The organism is Chitinophaga solisilvae, assembly GCF_009928525.1.
In the GTDB taxonomy this organism is placed as follows: Bacteria; Bacteroidota; Bacteroidia; order Chitinophagales; family Chitinophagaceae; genus Chitinophaga; species Chitinophaga solisilvae.
The window spans coordinates 169,565-194,702 of record NZ_JAABOK010000013.1 but is presented as its reverse complement, the minus strand read 5'-3'; the positions used below and the strand labels follow the sequence as shown (position 1 = coordinate 194,702).

The window sequence follows — 25,138 nt, the reverse complement described above, 5'->3', positions numbered from 1 at the left end:
TTGTTTATTCATGATTGCTCTCTGAAAACTTGTTTTCCGCCTTGTAATAAATGCGGGAAAACGGTTCCACGCTGCGGATCAGCCATACATTGCCACCTATTACGCTGTGGTGGCCGATGATGGTTTCTCCGCCGAGGATGGTGGCGCCGGCATATATCACCACATGATCTTCAATAGTGGGATGCCTTTTGCTGAGGGCCATACTTTTTTCAATGCTCAGCGCACCCAGGGTTACGCCCTGGTATAGCTTTACATGTTGCCCTATCACGGTGGTTTCACCGATTACCACACCGGTGCCATGGTCTATGCAACACCACGGGGCTATAACTGCGCCGGGGTGAATGTCAATACCCGTGCGGGCATGCGCCAGTTCCGTAATCATCCTGGGCAGCAGCGGAATGTGCAGCTCATGCAAGGCATGGGCCACGCGGTAAAACGCTATCGCGTAAAAGCCGGGGTAGGCGCGGATGACCTCATACAGGCAGGTTGCCGCCGGGTCGCCCTGGAGGATAGCCTCCGCGTCTTTTGTCAGCTCGTCATAAATTACCGGTACCCTGCCCATAAAGGACTGGCTGATAGCACCTGCTGTGTCGGGCAGCTGGCGTTGCATGGGCTGTAACAGTAACTCCAGCTGTATCTCCAGCTGGCGGCCATACTGTTCCAGCAATACCGGGTCGGCCATTACCTGGCCGGTATGTTCGGGGAATAACCAATTAATCAGGTTGTTGGCAAAATCACTTACAGCACTGGTAGCGGGATAAGCATTTGCTGCTGCCAATTGGTGTCTCCGCTTTAGTTCTTCGAAAAAATCACTCATATGCGGATGGAATTACAGAGTTGCACTTTGTTCGTTTACTAATTTACTCATAAATCCTGTAAAGTTAGTAGACTATTGTCTCATTTCCTTGAAATTTCAGGGGTATGCTGATTTTTTTGCCATTCGTATGCGCCTTCCATAATGATATCAAATACAGGGTCTTTTATGTCGTAATAGGCGTCAACGTTATCAGGAAAATATTTCGCCAGCTGCTGTTTGATCTCTTCATAAGCCCTGGCAGCAAAGGGATGAGAGCGAAGGTAATCCCGGCATAACAGGGGATAATGCTGATTGAAATTTCCATGCTGGCGTACATGTAAATTTACGTTCCTTTTACTGTATTTATAGAACTGTTTTGCCAGATCGGCAGTCGTCAGATCCGTTCTTCCCGGCGGCTGATGATCCTGCGTTATATGCGGCAGCCGCCTGTAACCGATAGCTGCCAGCGCCTCTTCTACCGGCAGCTGCAGGTCTGCTACAGTCACCTGCAGGTCTATCACGTCTTTGGCGGAAAGCCCGGGTACACTGGTGGAACCTATATGATCGACAGACAACGCCAGCGGTCCCAGCGCAGCCCTGATCTCCTGCTCCAGCGCGGCATATTCTTCCGGCCATGTGTTCCTGTACGGTACTATTTCAATCCTTTCTCCCATGATAATTTTAATTTTATATTGCTGCTTACTGATCCGGTAACGGGAGATGAACATATTATATTATAAGAAATCAGTAAAACGTTTATCTCCCGTACTGTTCCAAATTACTGTACCGGTAAAACGCCAAATCCGCAATTCAATCAGAATTATCTTTATTTTTGGCGCTGATTGTTACTGAGAACACCGGTAATGCAAACTTACAAATCTTACTATGGCTAACATTTTAATAATAGACGACGAAAAAAGTATCCGTAAAACCCTTACTGAAATCCTGTCCTACGAGGGATACAAGGTGGAAGAAGCTGCTGATGGCGTGGAAGGTTTTAAAATGTTCCAGGGTAAACAATACGATGCCGTATTGTGTGATATTAAAATGCCCAAAATGGACGGCCTGGAATTCCTGGAGAAAGCCAGGGAAGTTAACCCGGACGTTCCTATTATAATGGTTTCCGGCCACGGTAATATTGATACCGCGGTGGACGCCGTAAAAAAAGGTGCTTACGATTATATCTCCAAACCACCGGATCTGAACCGTCTGCTCATCACCCTGCGCAATGCGATGGATAAAACCACGCTGGTGACTGAAACCAAAACCCTGCGCCGGAAAGTGAACAAGGTACCGGAAATGATAGGTGACTCAGCTCCTATTTCCAAGATCAAGGAAACTATCGAGAAAGTAGCGCCTACCGATGCCCGCGTATTGATTACCGGTGAAAACGGCGTAGGTAAGGAACTGGTGGCCCGCTGGCTGCACGAGCGCAGCAACCGCGCCTCCGGACCTATGGTGGAAGTGAATTGCGCAGCCATTCCCAGCGAACTGATTGAAAGTGAATTGTTCGGCCATGAGAAAGGCTCCTTTACTTCTGCGGTAAAACAACGTATTGGCAAATTTGAACAGGCCAGCGGTGGTACGCTCTTCCTCGACGAAATCGGAGATATGAGCCTCAGCGCACAGGCCAAAGTATTACGCGCCCTGCAGGAAGGTAAGATCACCCGTGTGGGCGGCGATAAGGAAATCAGTGTAGACGTGCGCGTGGTAGCTGCTACCAATAAAGACCTGCTCCGCGAAGTGGAGGATAAAAATTTCCGCCTTGACCTCTACCACCGCCTGAGCGTTATCCTGATCCATGTAGCTGCGCTGAATGACCGCCGTGAGGATATTCCGTTGCTGGTAGACAGCTTCCTGGATACCGTTTGCGCGGAATACGGCATCGGGCGTAAGGCTATTGATAAAGACGCCATGAAAGCGCTGCAGAACCATAACTGGTCCGGTAATATCCGTGAACTGCGTAATGTGGTGGAAAGACTGGTCATCCTTTCCGGTAAAACCATTACCGTGGAAGATGTGGATGATTTTGTTGTGCCTAACCGCGAAAAGAAAAAAGTAAACTCCTGATAATATGTCCGCACACCTGTACCTGATCAGCGGCCTGGGCGCCGATGAACGTATGTTTCAACGGTTGCAGTACCCGCCGGGGTATCAGGTGCATTTTCTCCCCTGGATAAAGCCGCAGGAAAACGAGCCTGTCAGCAGTTATGCCGCGCGTATGGCGCAAAGCATCAGTGCTGACGGGCCTGTTGTTTTAATGGGCCTGTCTTTCGGCGGTATCATGAGCCTGGAAATAGCCCGGCAGATACCCGTGCAGAAAACCATCCTTATCTCCAGCATCAAGCACTCCACCGAGAAGCCCTTTTATTACAACTGGGCCAGGAAGCTGCATCTGCACCAGCTGCCGGATCAGTTGCTGTACCAGCGCCGTGGCATGATCGTGAAAAAATTCATGAGTGTGGAAACGGAGGAAGAAGCGCAGTTGCTGACGGAATACCTGTCAGACCGCGATTTCCATGATCTGCGCTGGGCCATCAACACAGTGCTGCATTGGGAAAACGAGGCGGTACCGGCAGATGTAGTGCATATCCACGGTGGGAAAGATCATACCTTCCCGATCCGTTTTGTGAAACCCACGCATGTCATTCCCGACGGCGGTCATTTTATGATCCTGAACCGCGCGGAAAAAATCAATGCCATACTTCAGGAAGTGCTGGGCTGACGTATCAGTCCCAACAGGTCTTCCAGTGATGTCAGTAAACGGACGTTAGCCGGCAGCGGCTGTGGTATGTGCTGCGTTTGAGGTCCGGCCAGCAGGATGACGGTCTGTGGGCACATGGCGGCCAGTTGCTCCGTAAAATGCTGCACCGCCTGCCTTGCAATGCTGGTGAGATGTGTATAAATATGTGTTACCCGCTGCGCTGCCATAAAAGGCGCAAGGTCGGTCAGCGGTACATCCTGTCCTAAGTTGGTGACCCGTTTCCCGTGCTTTTTCAGCAGATAGCAGACAAATAACAGGGGTATCTCATGAAATTCCCCCTCCGGCAGAAACAGCAGGAAATGCTCTGCTGCCGCATAGTTCATCTCTTCCTTTTCTATGGCGGCAATAATTTTCTGACGGATAATGACAGCGGAGAAATGTTCCTGAGCCGGCATGATACTGCCTGTAAGCCATAATACACCCATTTTCTCCAGAAAGGGCAGGATTATCCGGGTCATACAGGTTTCCATGCCTGTGTGCCTTAAAATGCGCTGGAAAAGGCCTTCGAAACGCTGCTGGTCAAAGTCAAGCGTGGCGGCAATCAGTTCATTCACATACAGTCCGTGCTTTTCTTCTCCGGAGGAAAGGTCGACGGACAGCTTATTCTGTTCCGCTTCGGATAAAGCGGCTATGCGCGAAATCTTGATTCCGTGATGGTATAAATAGGCTACACGTAATAACGCTTTCAGATCTTCCTTATCATAAACGCGATGGTTGGTATCTTTCCTCCTGGGCCTGAACAGCTGGTAGCGCTGCTCCCAGATGCGTATGGTATGCGCCTTTATACCGGTGAAGTTTTCAATATCTTTAATGGTAAAGGTATTCACAAATATAGTTCGGTATCCGGCAAATTTAGGGGATTAAGGGGTGAATACATATATGGTATTTTGTTTTAATGTTTTTAAAAGCCCTGTTTAAGGTATTTTTAAGAAAACTTTTGGGGAATAAAAGCCACTCACTAGCGACAGAATATTATATTTGCCTTTTTAAGCATCTAATACGCCCAACTGAATGAACCTGGCATTTTGGAAAAAAAATAAGGACGGTCAGCCAAAGAAAAAGAAATCTACGGCAAGAGAATGGTTAGACGCTGGTATATTCGCTATCATAGCTGCCACGCTTATCCGCACTTTTATTTTTGAGGCCTATACAATTCCTACTCCTTCGATGGAAAAGACATTGCTGGTAAACGATTTCCTGTTTGTCAGCAAAATCAGTTACGGTCCCCGTATTCCGATGACGCCGCTGGCGATGCCGTTTGTGCATCATACCATGCCTTTCACCAAATCCACCAAGGCATACTCCGAGGCGGTACAGTGGAAGTACAGACGTCTGCCGGGCTTCTCTGATATCAAGCGTTACGACGTGGTGGTATTCAACTTCCCGGAAGGCGATACGGTAGCCATTGATGCACCGGATCCGAGTTATTATAACATGGTAAGACTGACCGGCTGGCAATCCGTTCAGAACTCCTACAAGATCATTCACCGCCCGGTAGATAAGCGGGAGAACTATATCAAACGTTGCATGGGCCAGGCAGGCGATACCATCCAGATTGTACACGGCCAGGTAATCATCAACGGCAAAGCTGCTCCGGTACCACCGGGCAGCCAGCATAAATATGTGGTGGAAACTTCCGGCGATCAGCTTAACAGCAGCCGCCTGGATGAACTGGGTATCACCGGCCCTGAATACACTTTCGAAAGCGGCAACAAGTACGTATACAACCTGACTCCGGAAAACGTAGCGGCACTGAAACAGTTCCCTATTGTAAAGAATATTACTCCATACGAAGAATCACAGTATGCGGAATTCAATTACAACATGGTTTTCCCGCATGACAGCGTGCATTTCAAATGGACCGATGAGAACTTCGGCCCTATGTACATTCCGAAGAAGGGTGCTTCCGTTAAGCTGGATGAAAGCAATATCGCTCTCTACGACCGCATCATCCGCGTATACGAAGGCAATACGCTGGAGAAAAAAGACGGTAAATTTATCATCAACGGACAACCTGCTGATAGCTATACCTTCAAAATGAACTACTACTGGATGATGGGGGATAACCGTAACAATTCCCTGGATTCCCGCTTCTGGGGCTTTGTACCGGAAGATCACGTAGTTGGTAAGGCATGGCTCATCTGGATGAGCTACGGAGAAAACGGTATCCGCTGGAGCCGTCTCTTCAGAAATATCAAATAGGCAATTGCAGTAAATACATTTTAAAGTAACTTACGGACCGGCCAGCTGCCGGTCCGTACTTGTCTTTACCCCGGGCAGACACTCCTTACAGACCATATCCCGGCAAAGGCTACACGAAAATTATCAAATATGGAAAAACAACTCCAACAATTCGACTACCTCGTATACAACGATATTACAGCCCTTGAAGCAGAGGATGCCTGGTTGCTGAAAGAAGCGCAGAAAGTAACACAACATGCCTATGCGCCTTATTCTCATTTTCAGGTAGGCGCAATCATCAGGCTGGCCAACGGTAAAACCATTACAGGCACCAACCAGGAGAATGCCTCCTTTCCTGTAGGCATCTGCGCAGAACGCGTAGCACTCTCCGCCGCTTCCTCCGTATATCCCGGGGTTGCTATCGACACCATCGCGGTGAGCTATCACAATATCAACGGCGACAGCTCCAGCCCGATCTCTCCCTGTGGTATCTGCAGGCAAACCCTCGCAGAATACGAAAGCCGCCAGCAAGCACCCATTCGCCTGATCCTCGGCGGCCTCTCCGGAAAAGTATACATCGTACACCACGCCAACGACCTGCTGCCGCTGGCTTTCTCCTCCACCAATCTTAAATGATTTACGGATTTTGGAATTTTTTGATTTACGGATTTATTAAATGCAGCGAAGAGCTACCCGAATATCTCCGCTGCATTTAAACAAATTCGTAAATCAAAAAATTCCAAAATCCGTAAATCCTTCATCTCCGCCAATATCTCCGCTGCATTTAAACAAATTCGTAAATCAAAAAAATCCAAAATCCGCAAATCCTTCATCTCCGCCAATATCTCCGCTGCATTTAATAAATCCGTAAATCAAAAAATTCCAAAATCCGTAAATCTTCACTCAAATCTCAAATAAATAAATAATTAAATATATTTATTATCTTTGGCGCAATGCCGTATCATGATGACCCGTATCCTGTTCCTATGTTTTCATGTTGTGATGCTATGTAATACTGTGAACAATGTGCTTGCATATCCGTTGCCGGGTGTGCGTAACAAAGCCCGTCATTTTTACAGGGAAGGCGTTGCCTTCAGGAAATCAGGCAGGGAAGAACAGGCCCGGAAATGCTTTATAGCAGCCATCAGAGCTGACAGCAGCTTTACTGCTGCCTATAGTGAACTGGGAGATATTTACTTTGGTAAGAGATTATATGCGGACGCACTGATATGTTGCCGTAAGGCGCAGCAGCTGGGTGCGGATAGTATGAGTCTGCGGATAGGCACGAGCTTTTATTACCTGCAGCAATATGAAAATGCGGTGGAAGCATTGCAGCAGGCAAGGGAAGAAGAACCCCGCAACAGGGCTGTTCCCTATTTGCTGGCGCAGATATATGCACAACGGGGTAACTACCGGGAAAGCATACACTATTATCTGGAAGACCTGCAGTTAGACAGTATGCATACCGACGCCTGGTACAGGCTGGGCATGATGTGGTTCAATACCGCAGACTGTCACAATGCCATTGTCTCCTTTGAAAAAGCTGCTGCACTGGGATATCCGCAGGATGCAGGCTTTTGGCTGAATATGGGCGTAACGTGGCTGCGACTGCAGCAGGCAGACAAAGGCATCAGCTGTTTGCGGAAAGCGCAGCAGCTTCGTCCGGATGATGAAGAGGTATTATTTAACCTGGCACATGCCTGTTACAATAAAGGATATTATAACGAGGCGGTAATTCATTGGGAAAAGATATTACACTTGCAACCGACAAATGGTTTTACTATGTTTATGCTCGGAAAATCGTATATAGGTGCAGGTGAGCAGGCGAAAGGTGAAACCCTCTGTGATAAAGCCCTGACAATGGGTATAGTTGAAAAAACAATTAACGGTAATAACAATATTTGCCACAGTGTAGAGAGATGAAAAAACAGCGCATTAAGGATGGCAAGCTCCTTTTTCGCTGCGCTGCTTACTGTGGTATTTTCTTCGGCAGTTTTGGCCACGGCGGCTGCAAGCTGCCAGCGCTGCGACCCTCCACAGTCGCAGCGCTTTCATTTTATTATTTTATTATTTGAGATTTTCTTTCTGATCAATATGTACCTGAAGTTTTAGGTAAATACTGATTGGAGAGAAATCTCAAATAATAAAATAATAAAATAACCTACAGCTTCCACTGGAAACCAATATTGAAGTACCCGTTGGTGGCGAGTTTGTGGCCGGGGCGGCGGGAGAACATTTTAGATACTTGTTTTTCTTCAAATTCAGCGGACCGGAGAGGCATGATGCCGCCACCGATGAAGAGGTCGATGTTTTTGAGGTGCCAGCGGTTTTCAATGCCGATGGGAAGTTCCCAATAACTCATGAGTCTTTTATCGTCGGTGAGGCGGGTGATATCATAGGTCATCTGGCGTGGCTTGAAGGCGAGTGAGAGTTCGTATTGTTTACTGAATATTCTGGTAACGCCCACATTGAAAGCCAGTCCCGGGCCTTTGTCGGGCACGTTGATATTGAGTTTGTAGCGTCCGCCCATTTTCCATTGTACCAGCAGGGTGGGCCATACCATCGGATTGCCGAAACTGGTGTTGACAAACAAACCAAATCCCAGTGCGAAGTTGGGCCTGAATTGTTTGATGAAGGCGCCACCGGCATTGATGAAAATATCATTACCATCTATCTCCTTCATATCAGAATAGATGCCGGCAGATGCCATGCCCAGGAACGCCCAGCGGTTGCGGAGCGTGCGGTAATAACTCAGACCGAGATCACCGGCAAATAATTCTTCCGGGAAAACAGCCCTTTCATAATCCTTGTGCTGCCACCTGGAGTAACTGCCGCTGATGATGCCCGTGAGCGATCTGACAGCCCCGGTAGCGGTATCGATACGATTGTACAATGAAAATCCAAGTGCTGTATTGATACGTTGCTGTGTTGTGGTATGATGCGTTTTTACACTGTCTTCCGGCCGGATATACCTGGAAGACGGTACATATTCAGCACTCACCTGAACGGTTGTTATCCTTAGCTGGGCCTGTGTTTTCCAGGAGAATAAAAAAAGGAATAACATCATACAACCGGTAAGCCTGTATACAAGTGTTTTGTTCATGTGTTTTTTTAATGCAAAAGAAGTGAAGTGCCGGAGGAACCATTTGCACTAAACGGATAGTGATTTACATGATTCGTATTGTTTTTAAGAGAGCTGTCGGAAAATACGTATACTGTAAAAATAGTTACGTTTTCTGCTACTATAGACCATGACAATATCTTATAAGCATAAGCCGGAATGCAGGGAAATAACAAAAAGCTATCTCCCTGTTAATAAAAATTATTAACAGGGAGATAGAAAGAAGTCGGCATGTCAGGAAAGAATAGATACTTTAATGAAGCCACTGGCAATGTCTGCAGCGGTAACAGTATAGTAAATAGACAGTGGAGAGCTTAATGTGTTCACATAAAGCACATCTCCGGCCTGTACTACCACATCCTTATGATTGGCATTGATAATGGTGCCATATTCGCCGGTAGTAAGATTTTTTACATCATACAGCGCAGTAAGGATGGCCACATCTATTCCCAGTATTTTTTGGGATAAGGTCAGCGTCACATGCACGCGCGCCCTGGCGGGAGCCACGGCTGTAGAATCCTTTGCGAGGGCTTCAGTAGCAGGGTTGGCAGCAAATAACAGTACAAACAAAACACAGGTAAATGATAAGACTTTCATAAGGGTTTGATTTGGGTTAAGAATAAGGGATGCCTATAGGGTCGGCATATTAAAGTTAAAGTAACCTAACGTATTGCTACAGCAGCGTGGCATTGGCATACCGGAAAAAATACAGATTACGCAAATCAGACTACTCTTTTTACAACAGCGGGAATTTACAGACTTATACTTTTGAATACAAAAAGAAGAAGATGATTGCTGTTAAAATATTACTGCTGATAACCTTAGCGTTATGCTCCTTATTAATACTGGTATTATCTATAATTTTCTTTGTGTTGTGGCAGTTTCACCGGGAAAAGACAGTTCTTCCCATTGAACCGGCTGTCAGCAGGATACCTCCTTGTTTTATTCCTGTACCGGATAGGATATCTTAGCTGTTATTAGTTAATCAGCACGGCTGTTAACAGTAAGCAGTCCTGATATATCTGTTTCGTTCCGATACAGTACACCTTTAAGAAGAATACGTTTTCCGGATGGCAGCCGTATCATGTGTGAACGCGAACAGTATTTTATTTTTTATACTCTCCTTTAAATGAAAAAGCCGCATCACAGTTATTTGTGATGCGGCTTTTTTTATGGGGATGATAAAATTACATTCTTTCCGGTACGTTGATACCCAGCAGTTTCATGCTCTTTGCAATGATGTGTGAGGTAAGCATGATGATCTGCAGCCGCAGTTTCCTTTTATCTTCATCTGCTGCTTTGAGGATAGAATAAGTGGGTACGCCATCTACTTTTTCTGCGTAGAAGGAGTTGAATAACTGAGCCAGACTGAAAGCATAGTTGGCAATAACGGAAGGACTCATTTCCTTGTGTGCATCTGCCAATATGCCGCTGAATTGCTCGCTCAGTACAATCAGTTCCTTTTCCAGCGGCAGTAATGTGCCGGTATATACGTAGTCTTTGAGTGCTGATACATCGCCTGTTTCGCGGAGTATGGATTTGATACGGGCATAGGCGTACTGGATAAATGGTCCGGTAAAGCCGTGCAGATCGATAGATTCTTCCGGGTTGAAGATCATCCGTTTCTTTGGATCTACGCGGAGCAGGAAGAATTTCATAGCGCCCAGGCCGATGGTTTCGTAGAGGGCATCCAGTTCATCCTGTGTGAAGTCTGTATGTTTCTTGCCGGATTCTTTCGTGATTTCTTCAGCAGTTCTGATCATCTCTACTACCATATCATCCGCATCTACTACGGTACCTTCGCGGCTTTTCATACGGCCATGCGGTAATTCCACCATGCCGTAGCTGAGGTGGTAGATGCCTGGTGCGGAAGGTTCGCCGAGTTTTTCGAGGATGAGCTGCAGTACTTTGAAATGGTAGTTCTGTTCGTCTGCCACAATGTAGATGCTTTGGTCCATCTGGTAGTCATTGTATTTCAGGCGGGCAGTTCCGAGGTCCTGGGTCATGTATACGGAGGTGCCGTCGCCGCGGAGCAGGAGTTTTTCATCCAGGCCGTCGGCGGTCAGGTCTATCCATACGGAGTTATCTTCTTTGCGGAACAATACGCCTTTACGTAAACCTTCTTCCACGAGGTCTTTTCCCAGCAGGTAGGTTTCGCTTTCGTAGTACATTTTATCGAAATCAATGCCGAGGCGGGTATAGGTTTCTTCGAAGCCTTTATATACCCAGCCGTTCATGGTGGCCCACAGCTGGCGTACTTCCGGGTTGCCGGCTTCCCATTGCTGCAGCATGATTTTAGCCTGCTGCATGATTTCGGTTTTGTTGCGCGACATCTCTTTGATGTCGTCCATAATTTTATTGTACTTGTCTTTATCTTCCTTCACTTCCGGCTTGTGCATGGCTTTCACCAGCTTTTCCAGCTTTTCTGTCTCGGCGCCTTCGAAGTCCTGGAAATCATTTTCCAGCACGCGGTCAATGATAGGTTCTGCCTGTTCCTTCACAACGGATTCAAATTTCACGTAGTAGTCGCCTACCAGGTGGTCGCCTTTGATACCGGTAGATTCGGGGGTATCGCCATGGGCAAAGAGCTGCCATGCCAGCATGGATTTACAGATATGGATACCGCGGTCGTTCACCAGGTTTGCCTTGATAACTTCAAAGCCATTGGCTTTGAGTATTTCGGCTATGGAATATCCGAGGAAGTTATTACGCAGGTGCCCCAGGTGCAGGGGTTTGTTGGTATTGGGGGAAGAGTATTCCACCATGACCTTTTTCCCGTTGGCGGGCTGTATGCCAAAGTTTACATTGCTGTAACTGTTTTGCAGGAATGTTGTCCAGAAGGCGCTGTTAATGTTCAGGTTCAGGAATCCTTTCACCACATTGAAGCCGGCAATCAGCTCCGGGTTATTGGCGGAGAGATACTCGCCTACGCGTTGTGCGGTTTCTTCTGGTTTCTGTCGGCTGAATTTCGTAAACGGGAAAACTACAATGGTATACTCGCCTTCAAACTCAGGTTTGGTGATGTTAATAGAAACATCCGCTGCTGCGATATCCTGATTGTAAAGCGACTTAATGGCGGCTACTGCAGCCGTTCTGATAGATTGTACAACACTCATGCTGAAAATGATTAATGCGAGCAGCAAAGATAATATAGATAATTATGAATTAAGAATTATGAATGATGAGTCAGGGCGAAGATCTCAGCGAATGATAAAAACATCATCATTCGCTGGGATCTTCGCCCTGACTCATCATTCATAATTCTTAATTCATAATTAAAACATGTAAAACAGGTCAATCTGCGCTACTGAATTCTTACTACCTGGGTTGTTTCTTTTGACATCATATACGTTGGTCAGGCCAAAGTTGTACCTGCCGCTGATGCCGATGCCCATATCAAATTTATAACCCAGGCCGATGTTTAGTCCGAAGTCGGCGGTTTTAAAGCTGTCTTTCACATCGGTGCTGTTACCGTTGGCTTTCAGCTTTGCGCCGGCCAGGAAGCCGAGCTGCGGGCCTGCTTCCACATAAAAGGAAGGTACGATGGAGTATTGCACCATTACCGGGATGTTGATATAACCCAGTGCCAGCGTGGAGGATGGCACAAATCCCCACAATGCACTATTGTATTTCTGCCCCTGTGCGGAGTAGAGCAATTCAGGCTGTATGGCCCATTCTTTTGTCAGTGCTATGTTCACCAGACCGCCAGCATTGAAGGATGCGCGGGTTTTAGAGTCAGAGTTGGTCAGTTTACTGATATTCAATCCGCCTTTGATACCAAATTTTACGTCCTGTGCCTTTACTGCCATTATGGAACTAACGGCCAGTATGCCAGACATAATAAGTTTTTTCATGATATGTTTTGATATTTTGTAGCGGGAATACCAAGAAACATGCCATTTTAATTACGAATTACGAATTGCGAATTACGAATGAGGAGCGAAGATATAAGCGGATAAAGAATTTACTTCTTCGCTTAGATCTTCGCTCCTCATTCGTAATTCGCAATTCGTAATTCGTAATTATACCAAATCACTTCCGGTCATCAGAAAATCGTAAACTCCACTCTTCTGTTTTTCTGTCTGCCGGCAGCGGTTTTATTGCTGGCGATAGGCTGGCTCATGCCATAGCCTACGGCTTCTATCTTGGAGGCGTTAACGCCTTTGCTGACGAGGTATTGTTTTACGGATTCGGCTCTTTCCCTTGACAGTGCGAGGTTGCGGGATTTGCTGCCTACATTGTCAGTATGACCGGCCAGTTTAAGGTTCAGGTTTTTGCGTTTCAGCAGATCTGCCACCCTGTCGAGTGCCGCGAAGGAGCTGGGTTTGATGCTGGCTTTCGCGAATTCGAATTCCAGGTTCTGGATGGCTTCTTTTACGATGCGGGTATCTTCTTCGGTGATGACTACCTTTTCTTCTTTCTTTTCTATCACTGGTTCAGGCAGCGGGCATCCGGAGCCGTCTACTTTTACGTTGGCAGCAGTGCCAGGGCATTTATCGAAATAATCGGAAACGCCGTCGCCGTCGCTGTCTTTTGTCAGTTTATCCACGTCGGCAGTCAACCTGGCATTATTCTGATTGGCAGCTTCGAGGGCTACACGCAGGGTATTTTTCTGGGCTTCCAGCTCGTCGTATGTGGCGGCAGCCGGATTATGCCATTGCAGCTGCGGCTGGCCTTTTTTGCCGAAAGCGAATTCCAGGCCGGCATAACCATAGGAGTACTTATCCTTGTTGGGCCCGCGGTAATAACCGTCCAGGTTGTCGCCATCGGTGTAATACATGGTATAGCCGAGGTCGAGGTTGATGAATTCTGACAGCCTGAATTTCAGCCCGGCGCCTACAGGGATAATCAACTCCTTGATGGCGTCTTTGGTATAGTCAAAGCTGGGGCCGCCGCCTTTGGGCGTCAATGTAGGCTTGTAGCCTGCCAGACCGCCGCCGACAGAACCGTACAGCAATACGAAGTTCTTGCGGAACAGCCAGTTTACGGTCGTAATATTAAATACGGCATTCAGGGATGCAGACCAGTTCAGTTTGGTTTCAAAGGAACTGTAGGCCCTGTTTGGAGCGGCTCCGTTACCGAGATTCTTGCTGTTGTCTCCCTGTAGCTTGCCTCCTACGTAATCCGCCCGGAGTGCCAGGAAATGAAGTATCTGGTACTTGACATAACCGCCGTATCCGAAGGAGCCTTTCCATTTGGTAAAGTCATTGCTGCCTCCCGTCGGAACTGCCGGGGCAAGAACGCCGCCATTGATGCCAATGGACCACGTTTTGTAGTCCGCAGGACCTTGAAATAATCTGACACTTGGGGATACCGGGGAAGTTTGATCCTGTGCTTTGGCGATAAAGGGCATTACGGCCATCATAGTAACTACGGCCCGCCGGATAATGGATTTGTTCATAACAAAAAACGGTTAGGTTACACAATTTGCTTGGTAAATCGATGAGGCCAGGAATGAATAGTAACAGGAAGGCAGAGGTTATGAACTGTTTCGGGTCGTTATTTGTAATTATTATCTGCGGTCTGACAATTTGAGCATGCTGACAACCCGCTCAGACACCATATAACTACATACTAAAATCAAATATAGGACACAGGACTGACATAATTTCATATTTTTTTGCTTGGCATAATCATTGACAAACGTAAGACAATAACGACTTTTAACTTACAACTAAAGGAGAATCTTAATACTATGGGAAAAATAATAGGCATTGACTTAGGAACTACCAATTCATGCGTTGCCGTTATGGAAGGTAACGAACCGGTAGTGATTGCCAATGATGAGGGAAGGAGAACAACCCCATCTGTAGTGGCATTTTTGAAAAACGGTGAAAGAAAAGTGGGAGATCCTGCCAAACGTCAGGCAATCACAAACCCCGTTAACACCATTATGTCCGTGAAACGTTTCATGGGCCGTCACTTTAACGAAGTTGCAGGCGAAATCGACCATGTCAGCTATAAAGTGGTAAAAGGTGACAACAACACCACACGTATCGATATCGACGGCAGATTATATACACCGCAGGAAATTTCAGCCATGATCCTGCAGAAAATGAAAAAAACAGCCGAAGATTATCTCGGCCAGGAAGTATCAGAAGCAGTTATCACTGTGCCTGCCTACTTTAACGATGCACAGCGTCAGGCTACCAAAGAAGCCGGTGAAATTGCCGGTCTGACTGTACGCCGTATCATCAACGAACCTACCGCTGCTGCACTGGCTTACGGTATGGATAAAAAACACAGTGACAGCAAAATCGCCGTATTTGACCTCGGTGGCGGTACCTTCGATATCTCTATCCTCGAACTGGGCGACGGCGTATTCGAAGTGAAATCTACCAACGGTGATACCCACCTCGGTGGTGATGACTTCGATAAAGTTATCATGGACTGGCTCGCTGATGAATTCAAAAAAGACGAAGGCGTTGATCTGCACAAGGATCCAATGTCCTGGCAGCGTCTGAAAGAAGCAGCTGAGAAAGCAAAAATCGAACTGTCTTCTTCTGCTGAAACAGAAATCAATCTCCCTTATATCACCGCTGTGGATGGCGTTCCCAAACACCTGGTGAAAAAATTAACCCGCGCCAAATTTGAGCAACTGAGCGACAGCCTGGTGGAAAGAACACTGGAGCCTTGCCGTAAAGCACTGCAGGACGCAGGTATGACTACTTCCGAAATCGATGAAATCATCCTCGTGGGCGGTTCTACCCGTATCCCGAAAATCCAGGAAGTAGTAGAGAAATTCTTCGGTAAAAAACCAAGCAAAGGTGTTAACCCGGATGAAGTAGTAGCTGTAGGCGCTGCCATTCAGGGTGGTGTATTAACCGGTGAAGTAAAGGATGTACTGTTACTCGACGTAACGCCGCTGTCTCTCGGTATCGAAACAATGGGCGGTGTAATGACCAAACTGATCGAATCCAATACCACTATTCCTACCAAGAAATCTGAAACCTTCTCTACTGCAGCTGACAACCAGCCAAGCGTGGAAATCCACGTACTGCAGGGCGAAAGGCCAATGGCTAACCAGAACAGAACACTGGGACGTTTCATTCTGAATGATATCCCGCCTGCTCCGCGCGGCGTTCCGCAGATCGAAGTAATCTTCGATATCGATGCCAACGGTATCCTGCACGTAACTGCTAAAGATAAAGGCACCGGTAAAACACAGAACATCAGAATTGAAGCTGGTAGCGGATTAAGCAAAGATGAAATCGAAAAGATGAAAGCAGAAGCGAAAGCCAATGAATCATCCGATAAAGAAGCCCGCGACAAAATCGAGAAGCTCAATAAAGCAGACAGCATGATCTTCCAGACTGAAAAACAGCTGAAAGAATATGGCGATAAAATTTCTGCAGATAAAAAAGCTACCATCGAAACAGCCCTCAACAAGCTGAAAGAAGCACACAAATCACAGGATGGCGCTCAGCTGGATACAGCTACCGCTGAACTGGATGCAGCCTGGACTGCCGCTTCTGAAGAGATGTACAAAGCTACCCAGGGTCAGCCGGAAGGCGCTCCCAATAACGGCGGCGCTCAGCAGCAGGGCCAGCCGAACGCAGGTGGCGACGGCGTTACCGACGCTGAATTCGAAGAAGTAAAATAATTGTAATTACGAATTACAATTAGCAAATATTAATGCAGCGGAGATTTCACTCCGCTGCATTTTTTTTGCAGATAATTCTGCCGTTTTAATGGCTTATTTTCTATTTTGAGGCGCAATGCATCAGAAAATCCGATTTTATCTCCGCTATCATACCCGCTACGGACAGGAAGTATACCTGTTGGGAAATATTCCTGTACTGGGAAACGATGTGCCCCGGCAGGCATGCCACCTGCACTGGCTTCATCACGACTGGTGGGGGATCGACATTGACATCCCCGGCGGAGATGCTTTCACCCTGCAATACCAGTATTTCATCAGAGAGCTGGAAGAAGTGACCTGGGAAGGCGGCGTCAGGGAAATCCAGATCACGCCGGGCCTGCACCGGGAGCTGATCTTCACGGATACGTGGACGCCTGCCGGCGCACCGGAACAGGCATGGATGACAGCCCCGTTTACCCGTGTGTTTTTCAACCGGGAGATACAGGCAATACCAGACATACTAACGGCTACGCATATATTCCGCGTACAGGCGCCACTGTTAGATGCCTCCCATACCATATGCCTGCTGGGCAGCTCCCCATCTCTGCAACGCTGGGATACCGGACAACCGGTATTGCTGCAACCCGATGCCCATGGCTGGTTTACAGCTGCCCTCACTTTATCTGCCACTGATGTGCCGCTGCAATACAAATACGGCGTCTATAACCTGACGACCCGGCAGTTCCTGGAATATGAAAATGGCGGCAACCGGGAACTGCACACCGTGGCAGTAGCCGGCCGGCAGGTCATCCTGCACGACGGCTTCGTACGCAAAGATTATCCGCAATGGAAAGGCACCGGGGTAGCAGTACCGGTCTTCAGTCTGCGCAGCAGCGAAGGCTTCGGCGCCGGCGAATTTGCCGACCTGGCACCGCTGGCACGCTGGGCACAGCAGAGCGGATTGCAGCTGATACAGCTGCTGCCGGTCAACGATACTACCAATACCCGCACCTGGCGAGATTCCTATCCTTATGCGGCTATATCTGCCTATGCCCTGCATCCGCTGTATATCCGCCTGCAGCTCGTAGGCACGCTGCCGGCCACGCACCCGCTGCAACGGCAGTTTCATTCCCTGCGCCAATGGCTGAACGATCTGCCGGCAATGGATTATGAAACGGTGACTACCTTTAAAATGGCCTACCTGAAAGCCCTGTATGAGGCCCAGGGAGAGCAGCTGCAGACGCGAGACTACTGGCACTGGTTTGCCGGCAACGAGCACTGGCTGCTGCCCTATGCCATTTTCTGCCACCTGCGGGATAAATACCAGACCAGCGATTTTTCACAATGGAAGGAACATAACGTCTACGATTATACGGCGATCAGCAAATATGTCATCGCCGACCCGGCCGCCGCGGAAACCGCACACTTCCACTTCTTCCTGCAATATCATCTGCATAAACAGTTGTCAGCTGCGGTAAAGGAAGCGCATAGCTACGGCATCGCGCTGAAAGGCGATATCCCTATCGGCGTAAGCCGCTACAGTGTTGATGCCTGGATGTACCCATCCCTGTTTCACCTGGACATGCAGGCCGGTGCGCCGCCTGACAGCTTTACAGCTGAAGGACAGAACTGGGGATTTCCTACGTATAACTGGAAGGCTATGTCGGCGGATGGCTACGAGTGGTGGCAGCAACGGCTCCGGCATATGTCTGTTTACTTCGATGCCTTCCGTATCGATCATATCCTGGGCTTCTTCCGCATCTGGCAGATACCTGCCGGCGCGGTACAGGGGCTGCTCGGATATTTTCATCCAGCCATTCCCGTTAGCCGCGAGGAATTTGTACAGCGCGGGGTTGATTTCGATGAAAAACGCTACTGCAGCCCCTGGATAACAGATGATGTGCTGGATGCCGCCTTCGGAAATTATGCCGGCATCATGAAAGATACTTATCTGCAACCGTTGGATAACGGAGGTTATGAACTGCTGCCTGCATATAATACCCAACGTAAGGTACGCGGCTGCCAGCTGCCGGAAGCGGTGGAATCAGCCCTGTTTCAGCTGCTGGCAGACGTATTGCTGATAAAGGTGACTACAGATGGCAGAACCGCCTATCATCCGCGGTACGACCTGATGTCTACCGCCTCATTTGCCGCCCTGGATGCGCATACGCAGGAACAGCTGCGCGCGCTCTACCACAGCTATTTTTATGTAAGACAGGAGAGCTGCTGGCGGAAGGAGGCCATGCATAAGCTGCCACTGATCCGTCGGGCTACGCGTATGTTGATCTGCGGAGAAGACCTGGGTATGGTGCCGCACTGCGTACCCGGCGTGATGAAGGAGCAAGGCATCCTGAGCCTGGAGGTACAGCGCATGCCCAAGGATACCGGTATTACCTTCGCTGATATAAACAAGGCGCCCTACCTGTCGGTACTTACGCCAGCCACGCATGATATGAGTACCTTGCGCGGCTGGTGGCAGGAAGATGCCGCCATCTCCCGGCAATATTACCGGCAGGTGCTGCAACATGCACAGCCTGCACCACCCCGGGCTGGTAGTGACATTGTGCGGGAAATCATCACACAGCATTTGCAAACCAACGCGATGTGGCGTATATTTCAGATACAGGATCTGCTTACCGCCGCCGGCTATGTTCCGGCATTGCATCCTGATGAAGAAAGAATCAATATTCCTGCTATCTCCCAGTACTACTGGAAATACAGGATAGGAGAGGAAATCTCCGCCTATACATTGAAAATTGAAGAGGGCGTTTTGCAGGGGAAGGATAAAAAATAATATGGTACAATGAAACTGACACTATTTCCTTTTGAACTGAAATTCCGCTATACTTTTACGATCTCCCGTAAGTCGAAAGACGTACAACCCTTGCTGGTAGTGGAGTTGCAGCAAGACGGATATAGTGGTCTGGGGGAAACCGCCGACAACTCCTATTACAATATGACCGTACCCCGCCTGATGGAAGCCATCAACGCACACCGGTCCTTCATTGAAAATTATACGCTTGACAAGCCGGAAATTTTCTGGCAGGAGATGTATCCGCGGCTGCAGGATAACATGTTTGCACTCTGCGCACTGGATCTGGCCGCCTGGGATCTCTATGCGCAAAAGCAGGGGAAGAAACTGTATGAAGTATGGAACCTGGACATCTCTCATAATCCGCTGACAGACTATACCATCGGCATTGATACCATAGAGAATATGGTGAAGAAGCTGCAGGAATTTCCCTGGCCGGTCTATAAAATCAAACTCGGCACACAGGATGATATCGCCATTATAAAAGAGCTGAGAAAGCATACCAGTGCAGTGTTCCGGGTAGATGCCAACTGCGCCTGGGGGGTAGACGAAACCCTGCGCAATGCGGCCGCTATGAAATTACTGGGGGTGGAGTTCATCGAACAGCCGATGGCCGCGGCCGACCGTGAAGGTATGAAAGCCGTGTACGAACAGGTGGTATTACCGGTGATAGCAGATGAAAGCTGTATAGTAGAAGAAGATGTAGCCCGCTGCCATGGCTACTTCCATGGCATCAATATTAAACTGACAAAATGCGGTGGCATTACACCGGCATTACGGATGATTGCAGCAGCCAGGCAATACGGCATGAAAGTAATGACCGGCAGCATGAATGAAAGTACCGTAGGTACCTCGGCAGTAGCGCATCTGCTGCCATTGCTGGATTACGTGGATATGGACGGGCCGCTGCTGCTGGCAGAAGATACCGCAGATGGTATCAGGATAGAAAACGGACATATTATCTATGCAGACAGGCCGGGTGTTGGAGCCGTATTGAAGCCGGGCCACAGCAGGTCCGCATAATTCCCCAGCGATGCCGTTACGGCAGCCATTACATGCGGGTCATCACAACGCTGTATATCCTTACTGGCAATGATTCGGTCGGCATACGCCTGTAATAAGGACGGATGACCGGTAATAATTCCTACCCCTTCCAGCGGCTGAATATTCATACCTGTAGACGAAAACGGCCATCGGGCAGCCATTTCCTTCATATGGATCATTAACGGGTCTGTAGCGGGTAATTCTTTGGCAAGGCTGATCAGGTCCGGGAGGTAGCGCAGGCAAAGATCGGCGGAATAAATATCTGCAGGGCCTGTTGCGGAAGACAATATGGGTAACAGGTCGCGCAGGGTAGCTGCGGAATATTGCCGTGATTGCGTAAGCGAAGCTATCCGGTAAATGTACTGAGCTGCCTGTAAAGCACTGTGGGCGGCAAACTCCGGCGCAATATCCGGCATATCGGCAATATCATGCTGGTAGTAGTTTTGCAGCAAAGGAACAGATTCCGCCAGTTCTTCCCGGGAGAAGGCGTGCATACCTGTAGCAACAGTCACCTGGTTTTCCCTGACCAGGGTGGTGATAAAAACTGACAGATTCATAGGGTTCACTTTAATCGTTCGCGCATAGAGGGATTCATTATCTGACAAAGTAATAAAAAACCATTAAATCGCGGCATCCGGGAACGGATCTTCTTTCCAGGTTTTTGCGAGAAAGACGTAATCGATAATATATCCTTCTGCCGTGATGGTTTTTCCTGCCAGCTTCATGAGCGGATTATTCATAAAGGGGTTGTCGCCTGCCGGGCGGATCAGGTAATCGCCGTGAGCTGTAACGAGGTATACGCCCAGATGTTCGCTCTTGGTGTATTTACCAAAGGTGCGAAGCACCAGACGCCCGGTAAGGCTGATAACGGGAGAATTGGAATCCCATTGGGTGGTATCATCTGGTGACATATTCACGGTAACCAAGTATTTGATTGTTTTTTTCTTTCACTACGAGTACTTTGGCAATATACCTTTCCTCATCCACTGACGATTCCGAAAATACGTGAAATTTTACAGATGGCAGGGAGGCATTTGCAGATACTGCTTCCGGCTCATTGTTTTTGCGGTTGACGAACGTGTTGGATACGGAGGCGTCTGCAAACTGTTTTTCGCCGAGCAGCGACTGCATGGCATTATGCAGGGCGGGGTCTGTAGCAGGGGTATATTCAGACGGATGTGGTACCGCAATGAATTCATCCAGCATTTTGCCACGTGCCTCCAGGTTGTCGCGGCGGTTCTGCAGGGAGTTCACAAAAGTCTGCGTAATGCCGTCCGTGCTGGGATCTTTATCGTTGATAACCGGCTGCAGGGAAGGATCTCCGAGGAGATAGAACTGGGCGGCGGTTTTCAGTTCAAACGGATCGAGGGCAGGCCCCATTTCATTGAGGAAGCGTTGCCGGGCTTCCAGCAGCGCGCGTCCTGTAGAAGCGCCTTTCAGCACATTAATCAGGAAGAACTGGGTGAGCAGGTCTGCCAGCCCCTGCCCTGTTGGCGGGCCGTAAGCAATATTGGAGCTGCCGATAAAGGCAATGGCATGATTAATCATGTAGCTGTTGGCCATGCCCATCAGCCGGGCAGCATTTTTCTGCGGATCAAACAGCTGGCCGCCATAGCAGCATTCAGCGGCTACTACGGTACCCGGACTCAGTTTGTTCGCCAGTGCGTCCGAGCGCATGGCTAAAGGAAAGTCGGCAGTTTTTTGTCCGTAATACCCCGGATTATAAATAGCGCCGTGGCAGTTGATGAAATGCGTTCTGGGCTGCAGTTGTTCCGGTGTCCAGTTGGTGCCGTTCAGGTCTGCCGCGCCGGGAAAAACAAGCAGGCTGCTGTTATTGCCAAAGATGCTCTGCAGGCTGTTCTGGGTGGAGTTCTGCCAGTCGAAGGTGCTGATGGAAAAATAGTTGCTGTATTCAGACAGCGGGAGGGAAGCGGATTCCAGGATATCTTTTATCAGTGATTGCAGATAGGAGGGATCGCCTACCCCCGGAATATCGGGAAGCCTGCCCACAACGCGGGTGGGTGCAATGAATTTGCCCGGATTGGTATCGTAGGGCGTATCGCAGGCATAGGGCAGATCGCTGGGAATAAGGCTGTCGGGATCATTGCCGCCTGACAGCAGGTTTTTAAGCCGCTGAAAAGGGATAATATCCTGCGCGCCTATGAGCATGATATAGCCGGGAGAATAGAAACGGTACAGGTCATCGATGGCTTTTTTATGTTGGGCGTCATCTTTAACATCTGTTACGGGAGAAGACTGACAGGCCTGCATCTGAGCCGCATCGTCCAGGAAGATGAGATGGGTATTGAGTTGCCTGCCGGCATCGAAAGCCTGCAGCTTTTTCAGGTCTTCCATGATTACCGAATAATTTTCGCCGTACTTCGTCTCCAGGGCCGTTCTGTTGGTGATTACAAGTTTCGTCGTCAGCATATGTATAATTGGGGTCGCCATAATATCCCGGTTAAGCTCCAAAAATATTGAATAAACGGATACCTGGTATCTCCCGTTGTAATATTAATCATCCTGTACGCAAGGTACTTGCATACAGGAAAAGTATAACGTAATTTTAGGCAAATACATTATCCCGTTATGATCAGATATATACTTGCTGTTTTGCTTTCTTTGATGATGTGTCATGCGGTATGTGCGCAGGTAATCGCGCGCTATGCCGTTGCAGCAGGTAAAGTCAGCAGGAACAACTGTATAGTGCGTACGCCCATGCCGGCGACAGAAGATACGCTGCTGCTGCTGGAAGAGCTGAGTGGTAATAAGCGTATACCCGTTCCTGTTACCATCAACCGGGATCAGCTGTGGTGGATCATGAGCGGCATTACGCCTGCTGGCACGGCAAGGGTATATGAACTGCGCACTGCCAGGCGGGAAGAAATGATGCCGCCGCGTATGCAGGCAGAGAAGCGTTCCGGCGCAGTGGTATTGCAGCAGGGACCTCAGCTCATCCTGCAATATAACTCCGGCACGGTGGATCCGCCTGCCGGCGCCGATTCCGTATTCCGCCGCAGCGCTTTTATACATCCCCTGTGGGCGCCCAACGGAGCCGTGCTAACTAGCATATTCCCCAACGCAGGCCACCGTCACCACATGGGTATCTGGAATCCCTGGACGCATACGCTGTTTGAAGGCAGGGAAACAGATTTCTGGAATGTGCAGAAGAAACAGGGCAAAGTACGTTTTGTGCGCCTGGAAGACGTAGTGTCCGGTGGCGCCTGGTGTGGATTTACAGCCAGGCAGGAGCATGTAGCTTTTTTAAAGGACGGTAAAGAAAAAATAGCCCTGCAGGAGGCGTGGCTCGTACGCGCTTATCCGGCTTACTATAACGGCGCCCGCCGCGAATGGGATTTTACTTCCAGGTTCCGCTGCGCCGAGAGTGAAGTTACTTTGCTGCAATATCGCTATGGTGGAGGGTTCGGGCTGCGCGCCACGCCGTCGTTTACAGCACAGACCAGCCAGGTGCTGACATCGGAAGGGAAAACCCGTAAAGATGCTGACAGCACCCGCGCGCGATGGGTCAAAATCACCGGCGCCACACCGCAGGGAACCGCCGGTATGCTCATTATGAGCGCCCCCGAAAACTATGATTCCCCCGAACCGCTGAGAGTATGGCCGGAAAATATGGAAGGCGGTGAGCTGATGTTCAACTTTACTCCCACCCGCAACAAATCCTGGCAGCTGACTAACGGAAATGTATATACGTTGTCGTACCGTGTCATGGTATTTTCCGGCGACCTCACCCCGGAAGAGGCTGAGCTTGCATGGCAGAACTTCGCCCATCCGCCGGTAGTAACCCGGACACTCTGACGGCATTTGTCGGTTTATCTTTTTTATTTTATTTTAGCGGTATGTATGATCGGGCATACCATTTAACCCCTGATGGAAACCAAATCATCTGCAACCGGCTCCCCTATTGTATCATTATAAAAAGAGCATATGAACAATGTTAATACTCCGGAAACAGAAGAACAACGTCTTTCACAACACGACGACGAGGAAGGCCCATCCTGGGGAAGCGTCATTGTAGGCTTGCTGCTGGGCATTGCAGGTGTGGTACTTATCTTTTACCGCTATAACCAGTTTCAGCATCCCGACGGAGAAGTCATCAGCATCACAAAAATTGAAATGCTGCTGTATAAAGTCTCCGGCAAACGCTTTCAGGTACTGCTTGGCGCATACGGACTGATATCACTCGCCGGCTTCTGGCTGGCTGTCAGTAATATCATCCACCTCAGAAAAAGGAAATGATACTATCCCGTTTCTCTAATAATATAATGCCATATGAACAACCTACAGGAGCTGAGAGTAACGCTTTTGGAAATCCATAAGAGAGATAAACAGCAGATTTATACTGCTATGATAGTGGCCGAAGCGGCCGCCCTGCTCTTCCTGGCTGTCGTTACCAGCAGCCTGCACCGCAGTGGTGCTGAACTGCCCATAATATTGTATGTCATCCTGGGACTGATGGCTGTCGGGCCTGTCATTCCCTACGCTATCATGCTGCTGCAGGCGCAAAACCGGCAGGAGCGCATAGAAGAGTTTGTAGCCCGCCTCGCCAGAGGAGAAAACGTTACTAACGTATACACCTATACGGACTATAAACTGATACTGCCGCTGCGTCTGATAAGAATACGCCTGTTCCCGATGGAATTTGTGCATCTGGTGGTAGGCCCTTCCCGGAAAGAATACAGGCTTCCCCTGTCAGAAGAAAATATACAGCCATTCAGGGCCTTCCTCAGTCATGGCCCTGTAAATACTGCCAGCAGCGCCGGTTCCTCCGCCCACTGGTCTGCCAACTAAGCAAACAAGCTGCTTCACCATTGTGTTAT

General features: G+C 48.7%; 22 protein-coding genes. 11 read left to right on the top strand and 11 right to left on the bottom strand.

Annotated elements, in window-relative coordinates; all coding sequences use genetic code 11:
• Positions 1–4: 4 nt before the first annotated feature.
• Positions 5–817 carry a serine O-acetyltransferase gene (locus tag GWG06_RS24385; RefSeq protein ID WP_127041578.1) on the bottom strand — a complete coding sequence of 271 codons (813 nt, stop codon included), beginning with the start codon at positions 815–817 and terminating at the stop codon, positions 5–7.
• Positions 818–897: 80 nt separating this feature from the next.
• Positions 898–1,470, bottom strand: coding sequence for a GrpB family protein (locus GWG06_RS24380; RefSeq protein ID WP_160716619.1), 573 nt, complete (start codon positions 1,468–1,470; stop codon positions 898–900).
• Positions 1,471–1,681: 211 nt separating this feature from the next.
• Between GWG06_RS24380 and GWG06_RS24375 the strand changes: the two genes are divergently transcribed.
• Positions 1,682–2,866, top strand: coding sequence for a sigma-54-dependent transcriptional regulator (locus GWG06_RS24375; RefSeq protein WP_127041574.1), 1,185 nt, complete (start codon positions 1,682–1,684; stop codon positions 2,864–2,866).
• A gap of 4 nt (positions 2,867–2,870) precedes the next feature.
• Entirely contained in the window at positions 2,871–3,521 is a 651-nt protein-coding gene (locus tag GWG06_RS24370) for an alpha/beta fold hydrolase (protein WP_160716617.1), read from the top strand.
• On the opposite strand, the gene GWG06_RS24365 is transcribed toward GWG06_RS24370, so the two are convergent.
• A complete protein-coding gene (locus GWG06_RS24365) occupies positions 3,503–4,387 on the bottom strand; it encodes a MerR family transcriptional regulator (RefSeq protein ID WP_160716615.1) in 885 nt (294 codons plus the stop codon). The two genes, GWG06_RS24370 and GWG06_RS24365, sit on opposite strands and share 19 nt — an antisense overlap.
• A gap of 184 nt (positions 4,388–4,571) precedes the next feature.
• Here GWG06_RS24365 and lepB point away from each other — a divergent pair, with 184 nt between their 5' ends.
• The 3 genes from lepB (at position 4,572) to GWG06_RS24350 (ending at position 7,664) form a co-directional block, all read left to right on the top strand.
• The gene (lepB, locus tag GWG06_RS24360) at positions 4,572–5,762 is read left to right on the top strand and encodes a signal peptidase I (protein WP_160716613.1); all 1,191 of its coding nucleotides are present in this window, start codon (positions 4,572–4,574) and stop codon (positions 5,760–5,762) included.
• Positions 5,763–5,891: 129 nt separating this feature from the next.
• Positions 5,892–6,377 (top strand): cytidine deaminase, encoded by a 486-nt coding sequence (gene cdd / locus GWG06_RS24355; protein ID WP_160716611.1) that lies wholly within the window; start codon positions 5,892–5,894, stop codon positions 6,375–6,377.
• 327 nt (positions 6,378–6,704) lie between these two features.
• Positions 6,705–7,664 (top strand): tetratricopeptide repeat protein, encoded by a 960-nt coding sequence (locus GWG06_RS24350; RefSeq protein WP_160716609.1) that lies wholly within the window; start codon positions 6,705–6,707, stop codon positions 7,662–7,664.
• Between the two features lie 238 nt (positions 7,665–7,902).
• Here the strand turns inward: GWG06_RS24350 and GWG06_RS24345 are convergent, their stop codons facing one another.
• The 5 genes from GWG06_RS24345 to GWG06_RS24325 all read right to left on the bottom strand — a co-directional run bounded on the left by GWG06_RS24345 (position 7,903) and on the right by GWG06_RS24325 (position 14,263).
• A complete protein-coding gene (locus GWG06_RS24345; RefSeq protein ID WP_160716607.1) occupies positions 7,903–8,844 on the bottom strand; it encodes a DUF6268 family outer membrane beta-barrel protein in 942 nt (313 codons plus the stop codon).
• Between the two features lie 252 nt (positions 8,845–9,096).
• Positions 9,097–9,459: a hypothetical protein gene (locus GWG06_RS24340; protein ID WP_160716605.1), complete on the bottom strand. Its 363-nt coding sequence runs from the start codon at positions 9,457–9,459 to the stop codon at positions 9,097–9,099.
• 590 nt (positions 9,460–10,049) lie between these two features.
• Positions 10,050–11,978, bottom strand: a complete 1,929-nt coding sequence (gene argS / locus GWG06_RS24335) for an arginine--tRNA ligase (RefSeq protein ID WP_160716603.1) — start codon at positions 11,976–11,978, stop codon at positions 10,050–10,052.
• 159 nt (positions 11,979–12,137) lie between these two features.
• Positions 12,138–12,716, bottom strand: coding sequence for a porin family protein (locus GWG06_RS24330; protein WP_127043475.1), 579 nt, complete (start codon positions 12,714–12,716; stop codon positions 12,138–12,140).
• A gap of 191 nt (positions 12,717–12,907) precedes the next feature.
• Positions 12,908–14,263, bottom strand: coding sequence for an OmpA family protein (locus GWG06_RS24325; protein ID WP_235938513.1), 1,356 nt, complete (start codon positions 14,261–14,263; stop codon positions 12,908–12,910).
• Positions 14,264–14,557: 294 nt separating this feature from the next.
• Here GWG06_RS24325 and dnaK point away from each other — a divergent pair, with 294 nt between their 5' ends.
• From dnaK to GWG06_RS24310, 3 genes are all read left to right on the top strand, one after another.
• Positions 14,558–16,465, top strand: coding sequence for a molecular chaperone DnaK (gene dnaK / locus GWG06_RS24320; protein WP_127043474.1), 1,908 nt, complete (start codon positions 14,558–14,560; stop codon positions 16,463–16,465).
• Positions 16,466–16,580: 115 nt separating this feature from the next.
• Positions 16,581–19,238, top strand: coding sequence for a 4-alpha-glucanotransferase (locus tag GWG06_RS24315; RefSeq protein ID WP_160716601.1), 2,658 nt, complete (start codon positions 16,581–16,583; stop codon positions 19,236–19,238).
• Positions 19,239–19,247: 9 nt separating this feature from the next.
• Positions 19,248–20,279, top strand: coding sequence for a dipeptide epimerase (locus GWG06_RS24310; RefSeq protein ID WP_160716599.1), 1,032 nt, complete (start codon positions 19,248–19,250; stop codon positions 20,277–20,279).
• On the opposite strand, the gene GWG06_RS24305 is transcribed toward GWG06_RS24310, so the two are convergent.
• From GWG06_RS24305 to GWG06_RS24295, 3 genes are all read right to left on the bottom strand, one after another.
• The gene (locus tag GWG06_RS24305) at positions 20,219–20,857 is read right to left on the bottom strand and encodes a hypothetical protein (protein WP_160716597.1); all 639 of its coding nucleotides are present in this window, start codon (positions 20,855–20,857) and stop codon (positions 20,219–20,221) included. The two genes, GWG06_RS24310 and GWG06_RS24305, sit on opposite strands and share 61 nt — an antisense overlap.
• Before the next feature lie 63 nt (positions 20,858–20,920).
• Positions 20,921–21,217 (bottom strand): hypothetical protein, encoded by a 297-nt coding sequence (locus GWG06_RS24300; RefSeq protein WP_127043470.1) that lies wholly within the window; start codon positions 21,215–21,217, stop codon positions 20,921–20,923.
• On the bottom strand, positions 21,198–22,751 hold the full coding sequence (locus GWG06_RS24295; protein WP_160716595.1) for a C25 family cysteine peptidase: 1,554 nt from the start codon (positions 22,749–22,751) through the stop codon (positions 21,198–21,200). The genes GWG06_RS24300 and GWG06_RS24295 overlap by 20 nt, the downstream gene beginning before the upstream one ends.
• Positions 22,752–22,889: 138 nt before the next feature.
• On the opposite strand from GWG06_RS24295, the gene GWG06_RS24290 reads away from it, so the two are divergent.
• The 3 genes from GWG06_RS24290 (at position 22,890) to GWG06_RS24280 (ending at position 25,109) form a co-directional block, all read left to right on the top strand.
• Positions 22,890–24,116 (top strand): DUF6807 domain-containing protein, encoded by a 1,227-nt coding sequence (locus GWG06_RS24290; protein WP_160716593.1) that lies wholly within the window; start codon positions 22,890–22,892, stop codon positions 24,114–24,116.
• A 129-nt stretch (positions 24,117–24,245) separates the two neighbouring features.
• Positions 24,246–24,557, top strand: coding sequence for a hypothetical protein (locus GWG06_RS24285; protein WP_160716591.1), 312 nt, complete (start codon positions 24,246–24,248; stop codon positions 24,555–24,557).
• Between the two features lie 33 nt (positions 24,558–24,590).
• Positions 24,591–25,109 carry a hypothetical protein gene (locus GWG06_RS24280; RefSeq protein WP_160716589.1) on the top strand — a complete coding sequence of 173 codons (519 nt, stop codon included), beginning with the start codon at positions 24,591–24,593 and terminating at the stop codon, positions 25,107–25,109.
• Positions 25,110–25,138: the final 29 nt, after the last annotated feature.

Coding starts and splice junctions, on each gene's coding strand:
- GWG06_RS24385 (WP_127041578.1), bottom strand. CDS start 817: ATGAGTGATTTTTTCGAAGAACTAAAGCGGAGACACCAATTGGCAGCA.
- GWG06_RS24380 (WP_160716619.1), bottom strand. CDS start 1,470: ATGGGAGAAAGGATTGAAATAGTACCGTACAGGAACACATGGCCGGAA.
- GWG06_RS24375 (WP_127041574.1), top strand. CDS start 1,682: ATGGCTAACATTTTAATAATAGACGACGAAAAAAGTATCCGTAAAACC.
- GWG06_RS24370 (WP_160716617.1), top strand. CDS start 2,871: ATGTCCGCACACCTGTACCTGATCAGCGGCCTGGGCGCCGATGAACGT.
- lepB (WP_160716613.1), top strand. CDS start 4,572: ATGAACCTGGCATTTTGGAAAAAAAATAAGGACGGTCAGCCAAAGAAA.
- cdd (WP_160716611.1), top strand. CDS start 5,892: ATGGAAAAACAACTCCAACAATTCGACTACCTCGTATACAACGATATT.
- GWG06_RS24350 (WP_160716609.1), top strand. CDS start 6,705: ATGATGACCCGTATCCTGTTCCTATGTTTTCATGTTGTGATGCTATGT.
- GWG06_RS24345 (WP_160716607.1), bottom strand. CDS start 8,844: ATGAACAAAACACTTGTATACAGGCTTACCGGTTGTATGATGTTATTC.
- GWG06_RS24340 (WP_160716605.1), bottom strand. CDS start 9,459: ATGAAAGTCTTATCATTTACCTGTGTTTTGTTTGTACTGTTATTTGCT.
- argS (WP_160716603.1), bottom strand. CDS start 11,978: ATGAGTGTTGTACAATCTATCAGAACGGCTGCAGTAGCCGCCATTAAG.
- GWG06_RS24330 (WP_127043475.1), bottom strand. CDS start 12,716: ATGAAAAAACTTATTATGTCTGGCATACTGGCCGTTAGTTCCATAATG.
- GWG06_RS24325 (WP_235938513.1), bottom strand. CDS start 14,263: ATGAACAAATCCATTATCCGGCGGGCCGTAGTTACTATGATGGCCGTA.
- dnaK (WP_127043474.1), top strand. CDS start 14,558: ATGGGAAAAATAATAGGCATTGACTTAGGAACTACCAATTCATGCGTT.
- GWG06_RS24315 (WP_160716601.1), top strand. CDS start 16,581: ATGCATCAGAAAATCCGATTTTATCTCCGCTATCATACCCGCTACGGA.
- GWG06_RS24310 (WP_160716599.1), top strand. CDS start 19,248: ATGAAACTGACACTATTTCCTTTTGAACTGAAATTCCGCTATACTTTT.
- GWG06_RS24305 (WP_160716597.1), bottom strand. CDS start 20,857: ATGAATCTGTCAGTTTTTATCACCACCCTGGTCAGGGAAAACCAGGTG.
- GWG06_RS24295 (WP_160716595.1), bottom strand. CDS start 22,751: ATGGCGACCCCAATTATACATATGCTGACGACGAAACTTGTAATCACC.
- GWG06_RS24290 (WP_160716593.1), top strand. CDS start 22,890: ATGATCAGATATATACTTGCTGTTTTGCTTTCTTTGATGATGTGTCAT.
- GWG06_RS24285 (WP_160716591.1), top strand. CDS start 24,246: ATGAACAATGTTAATACTCCGGAAACAGAAGAACAACGTCTTTCACAA.
- GWG06_RS24280 (WP_160716589.1), top strand. CDS start 24,591: ATGAACAACCTACAGGAGCTGAGAGTAACGCTTTTGGAAATCCATAAG.